The sequence below is a fragment of the Bdellovibrio bacteriovorus str. Tiberius genome (genome assembly GCF_000317895.1).
Classification (GTDB): Bacteria; Bdellovibrionota; Bdellovibrionia; order Bdellovibrionales; family Bdellovibrionaceae; genus Bdellovibrio; species Bdellovibrio bacteriovorus_F.
Window position 1 is genome coordinate 3,119,029 of record NC_019567.1, and the last position, 15,747, is coordinate 3,134,775.

Annotated in this window: 6 protein-coding genes; 2 read left to right on the plus strand and 4 right to left on the minus strand. The window is 51.0% G+C overall.

Annotated elements, in window-relative coordinates; all coding sequences use genetic code 11:
- Positions 1–25: 25 nt before the first annotated feature.
- Complete coding sequence (locus BDT_RS14865) at positions 26–5,248, minus strand: FG-GAP repeat protein (protein ID WP_015092056.1); 5,223 nt, start codon at positions 5,246–5,248, stop codon at positions 26–28.
- Positions 5,235–9,884, minus strand: coding sequence for an FG-GAP repeat protein (locus BDT_RS14870; protein WP_080602423.1), 4,650 nt, complete (start codon positions 9,882–9,884; stop codon positions 5,235–5,237). Before BDT_RS14870 ends, BDT_RS14865 begins: the two co-directional genes overlap by 14 nt.
- Positions 9,885–10,191: 307 nt before the next feature.
- Here BDT_RS14870 and BDT_RS14875 point away from each other — a divergent pair, with 307 nt between their 5' ends.
- Positions 10,192–10,671, plus strand: a complete 480-nt coding sequence (locus BDT_RS14875; RefSeq protein ID WP_015092058.1) for a hypothetical protein — start codon at positions 10,192–10,194, stop codon at positions 10,669–10,671.
- A gap of 56 nt (positions 10,672–10,727) precedes the next feature.
- Positions 10,728–13,730 (plus strand): hypothetical protein, encoded by a 3,003-nt coding sequence (locus BDT_RS14880; RefSeq protein ID WP_015092059.1) that lies wholly within the window; start codon positions 10,728–10,730, stop codon positions 13,728–13,730.
- 58 nt (positions 13,731–13,788) lie between these two features.
- On the opposite strand, the gene BDT_RS14885 is transcribed toward BDT_RS14880, so the two are convergent.
- Together BDT_RS14885 and proS are read right to left on the minus strand one after the other, a co-directional pair.
- Positions 13,789–14,040, minus strand: a complete 252-nt coding sequence (locus BDT_RS14885; protein ID WP_148278859.1) for a KH domain-containing protein — start codon at positions 14,038–14,040, stop codon at positions 13,789–13,791.
- A gap of 207 nt (positions 14,041–14,247) precedes the next feature.
- On the minus strand, positions 14,248–15,747 hold the full coding sequence (proS, locus tag BDT_RS14890) for a proline--tRNA ligase (protein ID WP_015092061.1): 1,500 nt from the start codon (positions 15,745–15,747) through the stop codon (positions 14,248–14,250).

The window sequence follows — 15,747 nt, forward strand, 5'->3', positions numbered from 1 at the left end:
CCTGCCCCCGCAGAAACAAACGTGCTTAATAGAGTAAGAAGAAGTTCCCCACGTCAATACCGTTGATCGGTGCATGTCCATCATGTCCCTCACTTGGAACCAGAATGTCCATGGTACCGTCCCCGTTCACATCCCCGGATGAGGTGTTCATATAGAAGTAATATGGTGACGTCTCGGTATCATCGTACTGGATCACATAAGGTTTCATGCGCCCTTGAGCATCCCCCACAACAACCGTGTCCGGATAATCCGCGGAATGCAAACCAACGCCGGAGCCGAAGAACACCAATCCACGACCCAACTGAGTGTTGCCGTTGATCGAGTCATCGTATCCATACGAGCCCAGAATCACGTCATCGAATCCGTCACCATTGAAGTCGCCTTTTTTCATTCGGCCTGTCATGACTTCACTGCCAACCAAATCTCCGGCCTTGGCATCCCACGCGTAGAACGCCTGAGGGGCCGGCTTCGGTGTTCCCGAGGCACGCATACACTCAATTCCCGCACCACCACCTGGCAGACTTGGATCGGTGTAAAGCATCTGCTTGTTCAGATTGATCTCTAGGTAATCCCACATCGCAGAGTTATTATCTGAACCGCACAATGGACCATAATAGACATAGGACATACCCACGTCCGTGAATCCCGCCTTCGGCGCTTCGCGCGGAGCCGTCACAATCAGGTCTTCATAACCGTCATTGTTCAGATCCCCGGCCGTCGCGACACGGTAACCGAAGTAACGACCAATCATGTTGTTGCCAAAGCCCTGATTCAGGATCGGAGGCATGATGCCATAGACACGGCCCGCAGCACCGTCCAGATCCAGGGACGGATCCAGATTCTGGAACTGACTTTGTGTCGTGTTGACACACGAACCAGCCATGAATGTGGAATTATAGTAGCTGTCACGATCTGCTGCCTGAATCCCGTTCGTGCTTCCCTTGTACATGAACAAGCGCCCGTAGTTGGAATAGTTGTCAGCATCATAGTAACAAGCCAGATCTTCCCAGCCCGGAGCGGAAACCACCAGATCATCGATACCGTCTTTGTTGTAGTCCATCACGGCAATGCTGGCCCCGAACATGTGGCGCATGCGATCGTAACCAAAGTTCACGTTACGCACCATCGGACTGTACAGGTACTGCATTTTACACGAGTTATTCGGAGACCCACTGCAGGCTTTGTTGGCCACTGCGGCAGATTCGGTACCATAGGTGTCGATCATATACGTCGCATTCGCCGACAACAGGTTCGTATTCACGGTTGGTTCGTTGTCTGTCGGGGTATAACCCTTCACTTTCGGAGTCTGCACACCGGTAGAAGAACCATACCAGATAAACACGCGTCCCATCTCGATCGCCTGAATACCATTCAAGCAACTGGAATCCGCTTCGTCATAACACTGCCAACCTGCGCCCGCCGCCGGAGGATCCCCGAATGGCGGATTCACGTCGGCGATACTGGTGCCTTTATTCATGGTAAAGAACGAAGGCGCAGAAGGAATCGCAAATACGATATCCGAATAACCATCTCCATTGAAATCACCATGATGGATCACTTTACGGCGGTGAGGAGACAGTTCATCCATTCCCAGGAATTCAGATCCCCATGTGGTCGTTGACCAGCGGGTGGAAATGTACTGAGGATCTCCAGCTGCAGGAATCCATTTTGGATTCGTCACAGCCTGCAACCCGCCTCGGGATCCATAGTAAGCGACGATCTGCCCGCCACTTGCCGGATCAAGGAAGATCACATCACTGAAGCCGTCTCCGTTAATGTCGCCGCCATCAAAGGCGCGAATCGCCCAGCCCGAACTCAGGTTCGTGGGCTTGCTGATCAGCTGAGGCAGCGCAATATCGTTCAGCGTAACCCCTTGCGCCGGATTCACGGAAGGATAGCAATATGTTTCATTCTGACTTTGGGACTTGAAGACCCGGGCCAGATTTTCCTTACAGAACGAAGTGGTGACCAATCCCAGATTGGATCCAAAGAACACCACCGCATCCGTCGTATAAGTTTTGCTGTTCGCGGACGGCCGTGAAATCTGCGCCACTGCATCGGCATATCCATCGCGGTTGATATCACCCACGATACGAATGCTTTCGAAATTCAAACTTTGCGGGCTGCCCATGCGGTCCACCAGCTTTTCAGCAGGAACCGAGTTCACAGAGGACAGCGGCTGGCCCTTTGAATAATAACCAAAGGCTGCACCACCACCCAATTTGGTGGATTTATCCAGATATGCACCGACAAAGACGTCATTCAGCGGCGTCAATCCGGCATAATCCCCATCAAAGTTACCCACTGCCACAGACCTGCCAAAGTAGTCATAAGACTGACCTTGATAGTTGTACATATGCAGGAAGTTGGATGTCAGCCCCACACCGGACAAGCCGGTAAATACGTAGGCCGCGCCCGAGTTGGTGGCCTTCGTGCCATCCCCTGTTGCGCCCACGACAACATCCTTAAGACCGTCACCCGTGACATCCGCCACGGCCATCGCTTCCGGATACAAGCCAAGATAGTAGTTGGCACCGATGGAATTAGAACGAATCAGCGTCGGAGCACATTTGCGCTTAGTCACGTTGTTATTGACATCAAAGCGGTCACACTGCGACGAGCCATCATTCCAGTCACTGTCCTTGATCGCCGGATCCACCGCATCAATACCCTTGAAGGCATCCATTTCATAAAGCTTGAATGGATTTCCATAGAAGACCCACAAAGCCCCGGAATTGGTTTTGGAACCGTTGTTAAAGTAGCTGCTGGATACAACGGCTTCCGCCCAGCCATCCGCATTGGTGTCGGAAGGACTGGTCAAAGCCGTATTGGTAGCATCATAGCGTGAACGGTCACCGACCAGCGCCACTGAAGTACCGAAACCACGTGATACCATTTTTACGCCAGAACCCACTTGGTCATCTTTATAATAACTGCGGGGGAACAGAATACGGAAGCCTGCTTTGTTCGTCAGACACGAGAAGTGTTTATTCGTATCCATCTTACGATTACCGCAGAACCAGAACTGATTACGATAGGTCTCGTCCTCGGTCGCTGACGCTGTAGGCGCGGAACGGCCGAAGTAAATATAAGCCGCACCCGGTGCCGAGCCCACTCCAACTGCCGCATTGTTCACCGGCAGGCCGTAGTGATTAGTCCCACTTGGGAACGAGAAGCCCGAACTTCCCCAACCACCTTCTGCCGGCGGAATCGCCGCACAGGTGTCGGGAGTCGAACAGCTGGCGGTTGTTGCTTTTACTTTCGCACTTTGCGCCTGGATATAACGATCCCCTGGTGCCCCCACGATCATGTCAGATCCACCCACCAGCTTCCCGGCGGAGTTGCGGATTCTGAATCCACCATCCACGTCCGCTCCCCCATGCACGGAATAACCAAAGCGTGCGCCATTGTGCGGCGTCGGTGCATAAACTTTCAGGAAGCGGAACTTAGGATGAGTGGCATTCGGAATAGCCCCCGCCGTCGGAGTTTCATATCCGATACCGGACTTGGACCCGAAGTATAAACCCACAAACCCAGTTTCACGCTCGTATTTGGAATCCCCCGGAAGATTCGGAGCCGGAGTTCCATCCCAGTCACCACGCGGAGCCCCGATAGCAATGTCATCATAGCCATCACCGTTGAAGTCCCCAATAAATGATACTGAGTATCCGAATTCAGCATTATTACCCATCTGAACTCGGCCCGCCTGATCCCAGTGCGAGGAAGGCCACAAAGATGTGTCCGGCCACAACATCACCGCAGAACATGTCGCGCCCTCGACCAGGCCGTTACAAGTCTCAAAGTTCTGCTGCATGTCTTTGATTTTCGTCGGAGCTTTTAAACCTTCCGCACTTCCGAAAAAGACAAAGGCTGCCCCATCATATTCATATGGACTGTAAGTGGTATCCTGCCCCGGCGCACCCACGACAAGGTCCTGACAGGCATTACCCAAGCGGGTATCGCCGTTCAGATTTCCACTGCCGGACATGGATTTACCAAAGCGCGCAAGATGAGACAAATCTTCAAATGTGATGATTTGTGGATCCACCCCTGGAACCGCAGGATTCTGCACCGGATCCGGGGATGTTTTCAGCTTGAAGCTGGCAGAGCCCGTTGGTTTGTAAGAGTAATAAACATACACCGCACCCGCATTGGCGGACTTAACCCCCAAAGAGGAAATGGAAACATTCGGCAGACCCACTGCCAAATCCGGATGACCATCACAGTTGAAGTCGCCCGAAGTCATGGATTCACCCATATAAGCCACACCTGCATCAGCAGCTGCGACTGGTGGCATGTCCTTATAGCCCGGAATACCCTTGATATAGGTGCTCAGGTTATCAAAAATCAAAGTCTCATTCTTCGCACCATCGTTGTAATTCACGCGAATGGACAGATCTTCAATTTTACCGATCGTCCAGTTTGCCGACGGAGAGAACACGATTGTTCCGGCACCCACCAATGGATCCGATACCGCCGTGCTGCCCATGTAAACGCGGCTGACATAGTTTTCGTTTTTGTATTCAGAGTTCACCACCGGCGTGACCTTCGCAAAAGGCAACGCACCGATGGAAATCGGGCTTAGCTCATAAGCTGGCGTCGGGAAGGATGAATTCGTGGAAGCAGTCACAACTTTCGTTGGACGCTCGTACGTGTCATCCATGTATTTCGCCTGAACCACAAAGTGGTAGCGCGTGGAACCCGTCATATTACGAAAGATATAACGGTTTTCCATTGACGTGCGATCCACCGATGTCCAATTGGTGGTATTGGCTGCCGTCGGGTCTTCGTATTCTTTAAAGAAAATCTGATATTCTGCAACCTTGTTTGGATAGTCCCAAACCAGAATCAAATTGCCGTCAGCATCCTTGGAAACACTGCCTGCACCGGCAAAAGGTTTGTTGGTCGTGACCGTGATCTCTTTGTTACCACCCACACTGTTCGTTCCGTCCGTACCCACTACTTTAAAGGTGTAGGCAGTATTCGGGGACAGGTTACGGATGATCACAGAATCCTGGAACGTTTCCGCCACAGAATCAGAAGAAAGATTGTAATAAACTTTGTACTCGCGATAACGGCTGTGCAGCTGCCAGTAAACTCGCACCGCGGTTGGTGAAAGAACCTCGACGCCTTCCGCGCCGGTAAAATCACGCAACAGACTTCCCGTCTCAAGCTTCTCTGTACAAGCCGTCAAGCTGACGACAACGGTCAGCAGGGCTGCTTTGAAAATCCTTTTAATAGAGAACATAGACGACTCCTGTCGAGAATGCCTTGCCTGATGGGTGATTACGACCCGGAGCCCCCAGAATCACATCTGGAACCCCGTCGCCATTGATGTCACCGCTCACACTGTTGGATATATAAGTGTATTCGTATGCTTTTCGCTCGGGCAGATACAGCAGGTACGGTTCACACATCGGTGAAGAACCGCCATAGCAGCGTGGAGTTGTGGTAGGCGTGGAATTGATCTTCAATCCCAGCAAACTGCCGTAATAGATTACGTAAGCTCCGGAATCGGCCTGAACTTCTTCCAGGTCGTAGTCCTTGCCCGGCATATTCACAATGATGTCCGCATAGCCGTCATTATTCACGTCACCCAATCCCGCCAGACCGTAACCGAAGGCATCAGCAGCCTCAAAGACGGCATCAGTTCCAAGAACCTCAAGACGCTGAGGTTTTGGCTGGGACTGACTGGCATGCAGAGTATTTCTGGCAATCGGTGTAGACCCAGCCAGGAACAAGTCTGTCGTCGCCAGAGATGTCGAACCATAGAAGGCATAAGCACTGCCGACCTGGCCACCATAGAAGGTATAGATTTTACCAGCAACTGGTGCTGACACCACGATGTCGACAACGCCGTCACCGTTGATGTCACCCGCTGCTGCCACTTCATAACCGAAGCGTTCAGCTGCAGCCGCAGGATCTAATTTTTGAATTGGAGTAAAAGCTAAACCGCGTGCCCCACCTTTAAACAGATAGATACGTCCCTTCATCGTCGTCAAAGAAGGATCACTGACGACCAGTTCGTCGGTTTCTTCACCCGCCAGTACGTCCAGGGAATCAATACCCACAAGATTCCAACCGAAGGTCACACCCGTGTCGTTGGAAGCCAGCATCTGAACCTTACAAACCTTGGGCAAAGTTTCGCTGCACGGGTTTTCCACCAGGACATCCGCCGCCGCTCCGTTATCGTCCTGCAAACGGATCGTTCCGGTTGCACGATTTGTTTGTGGACCTGTGGACGAACCATAGATCACAAACACACGGCCTTTGTTACCCACGGCCATGTTCACTCCACCCGGAATAACATCAGCACTTGGTGCTAGTGTGGTGTATGTGCCCAAAGCAAAGTCACTGTAGCCGTCGGCATTGAAGTCACCATAAGCGACGGCGCGATTGATGTTATTAAACGTACCCACTGACAGGCCCGACAATGAAGTTGAACCATACATATTGCCGTCAGCATGGAAGGCAATAGTATCCGTCCCGCCCAGACCGAATCGAAGTGGATTCTGACCCACCGGCGCCAAAGATGGAGCATTGGCGTAAACCACCCCACTGGAGGATCCATAATAGATATAGCTGCCGTAAGTTCCCAAAATCAGCAGATCGTCGTAAGCATCGCCGTTCACACTGCCGATGCGGTGGAATTCCCGGCCAAACCCTGGGTCACTGTCCACTGCCAATTTCAATGGGTGCAGTGGAGCAATCGGATTGCGCGAAGGCTCAGGCGTTGTCACCAGCCCCGTCGCACTTCCATAGAAGACCACCAGTTCAACCGTGCTCGCGACTGAAATGTGCGTAACAACGTCCGCGTAACCGTCACCATTCAGATCGCCAACAACTTTGGCGCGTTCATAGTGATAGTTCAGTTCTTTACTGAAGTTCACATTGATCGTCTGATCCGGCGTCGTTACGGAAGCCGCGAAGGAGCCGTTGGACTTAAAGACGAAAGCCGCACCGTTATAGTAAGAAGGACTGGAAAGATATGGTGCGCCAATGATCAGATCCCCGGTTTTATCACCGTTGAAGTCAGCCCCTGCCAAACCGCCGGCACCGATCTGAGCACCCGCGGTCATGTCTTTGGCGTAAATAATGGAAGCACCAAATGGATTCACACCGCCGCTGTACCAGGTACAGTTGGTCGCACAACCATAGGAATCATCATCAGACAATTGTGGAGCATCGATACGAACCCCGGCCTCTGTACCTAATGTGGATACGTCGGGTTTGTAAAGATACACTACCCCGTGATTGGCAATGGCTTTTTTACCATCACTGCTGGTCACGGTACGGTAAGGAACACCGACCGCCAATGATGGCAAGCCACGTGTCACGTCCTCGATATCCGCCACCGTACCCAAAGAACGTCCGTACTGAACGCCCGCTTCAGACGGACTGGTATGAATCGCCTGATTTTCACAGTGTTCAAGACTGCCCGTCAGAACGTTTCTGTTTTTCGCATCACAGGCCAAAGAATTCACGGCATTGATCGTCTGAACCGGTTCCAGAATCCCCTGCAATCCACCGGTCGTAAAGTCAGAGGATCTTGGAGTCATATAATAACCAAACACCACTCCGGCGTTGGTACGGCCTGAAACTGTGGATGTTGGTGCTCCGACAAACACGGCACCGGAAACGTCCGGAGTCGAGTTGGTCGTTCCAATAACTTTCGTTAAAGGATAACCATTCTGATTTTGCACACCCAGCAAAGAATAGCCGTATCCTTTGACCGTGATGTGAGAAGCACTGATCCCCAAAGTCGTGTCCGGATAAGATTCCTTACACATCCAGCTGGTGATCTGCTGCAGATCAGATCCGGACGTAGGCTGAACACCTTTACAAGCCAGGATCGATCCACGGCCCGCTGCACGCTGAGGCGCACCGATCACAAGGTCATCACACTTGTTGAATTCAAAGCCTTTGTTTTTAGGAGCCGGAGACGTTCTGAAAACGTAGCCGCCGCCATTTGTACAAGTACGTGAATTGTAAGCCGACGCTACGGCGCCACCGAAGTCTTCACTCACGCTGGAACCCACGAAGGTGCCGTCAGTCAGATCCCCTGCCCCGATGGTTTCAGCGTCAATTTTGGCATGGCTTTTAGCTGCACTTGCAGGGTAAAGACCGAAGCGGTCACCACGCAGAACATGAACCTGACGTTTATTGGCGTTGGTGGTCACACCCATAGCCAGGTCATCAAAGCCGTCATTGTTATAGTCACCAAAAGTGATCGAATGCACATAAGCTGTGGTTGAATCACGATACTTGGCCGGACGACATTTGAAAGACGTCGGGTCACAAGTCGCCTCATTCAGACCATAAGCACTACCACCCGCACCTGTTACCAGACCACGGACCGGGTCACCGAAAACGACAAAAACCGCGCCATCGTTGGTTTGCATGGCAAGGTCATCACAGGTGTGAATTTCTTTAAGCTTGTTCAAATCAGCCGGTGGCACTGCGGGCGTGAACAAATCATCACACAGACCCACGCGGTTGATCTTTGGATCGTTGTCCACCACACCTTCAGGTGGTTTGTAGCGGCTGAAGCAATCGCCATTCACGTTTCCGACCGCGATACGAATGCCCAAACGCGCATCCGAAGTCAGATCCGTATAATAAATAAGTTGCGGATCCGGGAACGATGCATCCGCTGTTGGGGTCACATCAGTTTTCAAGCGTGGCTTCGGACGAACGATATTGCCGTTGGAATCAATTTCATCCGGCGGCTGATAACCATAGAAAATGGAAACCGCACCGGTTGCATCATAGTGACGTTCACTAATATAAGGAGTCGCACGCGGAGCGGACACCGCCACGTCTTTGTAACCGTCACAGTTAAAGTCACCGACCTGAACGCCGTTACCAAGTTCCTGCATTCCCAAACCGCCGCCAATCAAGCGTGGCAACAACGGGGCTTTAGCCCCCGAACCTTCAAGGCTTCGCACCAGAGGCTTGCTCAGGCCCGGCAGCCCATCCGGCTGTACATCCACGATAGTCACCTTGCCATCAGCGGCAGTGACTTTCGCATAAATGTTCTTAACGCCCGGAGCGATCGGAATGATGGAGCGGAAATAGTCATTCCCTGACACCGTAGCCAGACGAATGTCCGTAAATCTTTCGAAAATTTCGGTTTTATAGGTGGAATCCCCGCCTTCAGTCCAGAACCAGGGGAAGTTACCCACGAAAGCAGAGTTCATGCGTACCGCTGGCAAATTCGACAACTGAGACTGGACCAGCACGCAAGGTGCTTTTGAATTCAGATAGGTCTCGCTCATGTTGGACGGTTCGAAAGTGCCATCATCGTAAAAAGCCATGACCCAGAAGCAGTACTTTGCACCGCTCGGCAAAGAATTCACCAGGCTGGTGCTTTTGCTGACAACGGTGTTCACCGGCGACGTCAGATCCCAAGTTTCATTTTCACGCTTGGCAAAAATTTTATATGTGACCCCATCCCCGTTTTTTACCCAGCTGACTTCCACAGAACCATTGGACTGGGACTGCAAACCGGAAGAAGGAATGCCCGAAAAATTCGCAAGGGTCTTCACGGTCATGTAACTGTCGAAACCAAACTCCTCGTCTGTCGTTGCGTCCACACCGGAAGTTGAAAATTCATAATAGCTGTCGGGAGTCAGACTGTTCAAAGTCGTTGTCGCAAAAGTCTCAGTTTTTTTCGGAGTATTAAAACCTTTTTGATAAATTCGATATTCTTTGAATCGAGCCTGCAAAGGCCATGATAGTCTTACACTCGTTGGCGAGATCGCCACGGCGCTTTCCAAACCGTTGAATTTAGATGGCAAGTTAGTGCTTTGAAGACCGGCTTTCGCACACGAAATCAGAACACCACATGCAACGTACAAGAGGATTGATAAAAGACATTTCATATTAGATTAAGGCTAGCCTCACTTTCAGATCTTGGAAATGTCGTTTGAAATCGCACAGATGATGGTACAGTCCAGCTGGGACACCATACATTCGACGATTTTCAGGCCTTTAAGCCAGAGAAGAATCAGCTTGATACTCTTAGATGAAACCAGTGCAAGATAAGCGTCTCAGACCACCCGATCCTCGTTTAACAAAAGGGGAACAGTTTCTGAAACTGTGGAGAGATCCAGCGAGCCTGAATTCCAAATTTGAATCAGAATTTCAAGTGGGAATAGAACGGCATTTTTCAATTCTAAGGAACAGTGGATGAATACAAAAGTAAATGGCAGCACGATAGAAATCGCTCTGGAAGGCCCGATCAGCGAAAAGACATCTTTGTTTGAACTCAACATTCAAAGCTACAAAGAGATCAAATTGAACATGTCAAAAGTGACCTTCATCAATTCCATCGGCGTGAAAAACTGGATCATGTGGACATGCCGTGTGCCGACTGATGCAAAGTTGTCACTGGAAGAATGTCCGTTCGTTATCGTCAACCAGGTGAACATCGTGCACGGCTTTCTTCCGAAAAACGCGCGCGTGATTTCTTTCCATGCGCCGTTCCTGTGTGAAGACTGTTCTCACGAACACGTGATCAAGTTGTCAGAGAATGTTCACTACAAATACGCAAGTGATCAGGAAGCTTCAACCTTGAATCTTCCCTCTGAAACTAAGTGTTCCAAATGTTCCGCGAAACTGGAGCCAGATTTCATTGTGGAAAAGACATTTGGATTTCTTAAGAAATAAGACTGACATCCAGATGAGGTCTGTACATCGACAAACATTTCCCTGATAGTAGGGGAATGAAAAAGAAACTCGGATTTGCAGCACTTGTATTATTCATCGGAATTTTAGCAGGCGTGGGATATCTCGCAGGTATCCCAGGTTTGAGCAAAGTGGACGAAACGTCTCTCGGAAAACCTCTTGCTGTCATTCGTGATATTCAATCCCAGGTTCGCCACAAATATACCGGCGATTTTTTCTGGCGCACAGCCGCGGACGGACAAAAACTTTACAACGGTTCTGAAGTTTTTGTCGGTGAAAAATCCGCAGCCCTTCTGCACTTCTCTGGAAACCGCCGCGCCCGCCTGAGTGAAAACACCCTTTTGCGCATCTCTGAAGATTCCGGTGACAAAAACAATCTGATCCTGGCTTTGAACGATGGTTCATTCAACTTGCGAAGTTTCCCCAATGACAACACCGGAATCATTCTGCGTGTGGATCAGGCGGGTTTGCGCATCGGTCCCGGTTCCAAGTACGACCTTTACGTGAAAAAGAAAGAACACGCACTGGGTCTGGCAATGGCGGCAGGCCAGGTTGCCATCGAAGGTGTTGAAGATAAAAAAGTTCTGAAACACGGAGAAAGCGTCATCGTTCGCAGCCGCGGCACCAACGCAGACAATGCCGGTGACGCCGCAAACGACAGCAAAGTGGAACTGTATATCGATCAGACCATCGATCCTTCCATCAAACTGGTGCATCCGGCTGAAAAACAAGTGATCTATAAGAATGAAACCAATCAGGCTTTCATGTGGGAAAGCGATTCGGCAGAACGCCAGACGCTGGAATACTCGACTCATCCGGACTTCTATCAAATTGATGGTGAAGTGGATGTGACCGGCAAGAAGACCACGCCCATTCCAGTTGCAAAGCTGCTAGGGGATGTGTTCTGGCGAGTGATTTCTTATAAAGATGGTGTCCCCCACTTTTCCAACAACTCTTACTTTAAGGTCGCCAATCTGCAAAAGACGACTTTAAGTGAACCATCACTGACCTTCATTGAACGTGGAAAGTGGCAGCTGGATACTTCCGTCACCAACCCCGCCGCGAATTCCCGCTACGAGTTTCAGGTCAGTCGGACCGAAAGATACCAGGATCTGTATGACGCCTTTGTCGGTCCCTCGCCTTTCCGCTCCCTTATCGATCAATCTGGTGACTTCTATTTACGCGTCAGACGCCTTTACGCCAACGATCTGGTGTCAGACTGGTCGGATCCTGTCAAAATCAGCATTCGCAATCCCCTGACCCCGCCAGAGCTTAAAATTACGTCTCAGAGTGAAAAAGTCGGCGGCGTGGTCGCTGCCCAGCTTTCCTGGAGCGGCGAAGATGCGGCAGAACACTTCCTGCTTCGCACGTCTTTCAACGCTGACATGCGCGATTCAAAAATCAACCGCCTGCCAAAATCCAAAACCAGTTTTGAAATCAACGAATACCTGACGCGGCCTTATTACATCAGCCTGCAGACTGAATCCAAAGAAGGTGAAGTGTCGCCTTCTTCCAACCTCATCACCCTGCAACCTTCCGCGACGGCTTTGAAAAATCTGGCGGCCTCATCAGCAGCGGCCAAAGCCGCCGAACTTCAGGCACAAAAAGTCGCAGCAGCGGCGGCGGAAGACGAACGAAAGAATGCCCTGACTGTTCTTTCCCCGGATGACAACCTAGTTGCCTATATCGGAAAACCGGTTCGCTTTGAATGGAGCGGACCTGCGCCGACTCTGGAATTTTCCACCGTGCCGAAATTCACTCAAGATATCGAAAAAGTGAACACATCCGGTCGCTCTTTCGTCGAAGTAACCCGCAAAAAAGCCGGCGTGCTTTACTGGCGCCTGATTGCCGCCAATGGCAAGCCTGGTGCGGGTCACAAGATCACCGTCGTCGCCCCGTCAGACATCAATCTGGAAAGTGCCGACCTTCGCCTTGTAGAACGCGGCCGCTGGGAAATCACCGCAAAAATCCGCGATGCCAAAAACAATCAGCAGTTCGAGGTGCAGCTGAGCCGCACGGCTGACTTCAGCACCGTCCTTGATTCCCGCAAAGGGCCCCTATCCCAGGGAATGGAAGTCACAACACCAGGAACCTACTATCTGCGCGCGCAAAAGGTTTACACTGACAAGCCTTCTTCGGCGGTGTGGTCTAACGTGATTTCTGCCGAAGTCCGCCCGCCACTCAGCGCTCCGGTGCTGCTGAAAGAAAAAGAGGATCTGGTCAGCCCGGTCACCGTGCGTGTCACCGTGAACTGGAAACCGGTTCCTCACGCCACAAGCTACATCATTGAGATTGCCGACACCCCCAAGTTCGGAAACGTGAATCTGAAGGTGGACTTGAACTCTCCGGAATACGCGATTGATCATTCCACCAAAGAGCCCAGTTATGTGCGTGTTCTGGCCCGATCCAAAGAAGGCGAGATTTCTCCGGCCTCAGAGGTTTTCAAAATCAAAGGGGTCCTGCCCGGGCCGTCAGTGGAACGCTATGAAATTTCATTTGGAAACATCGACGTAAAAGGATCCCAGGATCAACTGCACGTTCTGTGGACTCACCGTAAAAACGCCAAAAAATATTTTATGGAAGTGGGCCGCAACGAAAACCTGAAAGATGCCAAACGCTTTGAAACCCGCAATATTGAATTCTTTATGCCCGTCAAAGAAGAAGGCTGGTATTACTTCCGCCTGATTCCAAGCTCTGAAAGTCCGGACTTCTTTGACACGCCTTCACAGGTTTACGGTGTCGAGTACCGCAAACAGTCTGACCTGCTGGCCGCAACTCTGGAGGCCCCGAACAAAGGAAACAAATTCAAGTCCGGCGATGCAATTCGCTTTGCCTGGGGTCAGATTCTGGGTGCTGCCTGGTATGAACTGGAACTGGCCAAGAAGCAGGACTTCAGCGGCAGTGTGGTTTATAAAGTGGAAGCTCGCGATTACTATCTGAATCAGGGCCTGGACAAGGGACGCTGGTATTTCCGCATGCGCGGTCGCAGTTCCAGCCAGACTTCGCCGTGGTCTGAAGCCAGCTTCATCGAAGTTCAATAAAAAAAGAGCTCCCACCGGGAGCTCTTTTCATTTTCAGATCTGGTTTTTTTAGATCGAACTAAACCACCAGCTCAATGATCGCACGGAAGCCGTTACTTCCCGCCATTGCCGCCAGAATGTTGCGCAAAGAAGTGATGTTCTTGCCTTGCGCTCCGATCAGCTTCCCGCGATGTTCCTGCGGGATATTAATGTGATATACGGTGGTGCGATCACCAGAAACGAAGCTGACTTGAACGCCGTCTGCACCGTTTGTCATCTCTTTCACCACATCCTGCAACAAGCCTGCGATGCGTTCCCGTACCTGATCCATCTGTGTATCTGCCAGCGCCAACACTTTGAGCCTTTCGTTTACTACTCAATCATCGTCAACGCTGGCCGCACAAAGCGCAACGGCCACCTGTAACGACAAGACTTCAAAGTGTTCACAGAGAAATGTTTCCCGAACAGCACAGGGAAACACGATATTTTATAATTCTTTAACCGGAATGCAAAAGGCCCTCGGAAGAGGGCCTTTTGTTTAATATGATTTTGCGAACAGGACCCATTTTGTAGCGGGTTTGCCCGAGAAGATACAGTTGCCTTGCACCGGCTCCTGATCCAGCGGCATACAACGTGGAGTCACTTTCAACTGCCCCAGCAGCTCATGCCCCATCCCGGCTTCACACCAAGGAACCTTGGCAAAGCCCGGAGCGGTGTTTTCACCACCAGAGAAATACTTTTCAAAGTCCTGCAGATTCGTGATGGTCTTGATGCTTTCGTCGCGCATTTGTTTCGCACGTTCAAACAGACCATCCTGCATTTCCTGAAGAAGATTCGTGATGTTGGCCACGAATGCGTTTCTTTCCATGGAGGATTTCTCTTTCGGACCACGGTCGCGGCGGCCAACAAAGACTTCACCTTTTGCCATGTCACGAGGACCCACCTCAACACGCACAGGAACACCTTGTTTGATGTACTGCCATGCTTTTTCACCACCACGCATGTCACGATCATCGATCTTCACACGCACGGAAGAACCCACATAGTTCTGGGACTTAAGGTCTTTTTCCAAAGCTTTTACATAGTCCAGAACCTGAGCACGCTCTTCGTCGTTGCGATAGATCGGAATGATCACCACATGCAACGGAGCCAGTCTTGGTGGAACCACGAACCCGTTGTCATCACTGTGGGTCATGATCAGACCACCGATCAAACGGGTCGAAACACCCCAGGAAGTGGTCCATGCGAACTCTTCCTTGCCTTCCGCGCTTAGATATTTGATCTCGGAAGCCTTGGCGAAGTTCTGACCCAGGAAGTGGGACGTGCCCGCCTGCAGGGCTTTTTTATCCTGCATCAGTGCTTCGATCGTGTAAGTGTCCACGGCACCCGGGAATCTTTCATCCGGAGTTTTCATGCCCTTGATCACTGGCATCGCCATGTATTGTTCTGCAAAGTCAGAATAGACATTCAGCATCTGCAAAGTTTCTTCCTGAGCTTCTTTAGCCGTCGCATGAACGGTATGACCTTCCTGCCACAGGAATTCTGCCGTTCTCAGGAACATGCGCGTGCGCATTTCCCATCTCATCACGTTACACCATTGATTCACCAGAATCGGCAGGTCACGGTAAGATTTCACCCATTTTGCAAACTGGTGACCGATGATCGTTTCGCTGGTTGGACGGATGATCAATGGCTCTTCCAGTTCGCCATCCGGGATCAGTTTGCCGTTGCCATCACCTTTCAAACGGTGATGAGTCACAACCGCGCACTCTTTCGCAAAGCCTTCCACGTGAGCCGCTTCTTTTTCCAGGAAGCTCAGTGGAATCAAAAGAGGAAAATAGGCATTCACGTGGCCCGTGTCTTTGAACATGCGGTCCAAAACACCCTGCATGTTTTCCCAAACGGCATAGCCCCAGGGTTTGATCACCATGCAACCGCGCACCGGAGAATTTTCCGCCATATCAGCGGCAACGATCACCTGCTGGTACCACTCTGGATAGTTTTGAGAACGTGTCGGGGTAATTGCTGTATCTGCCAT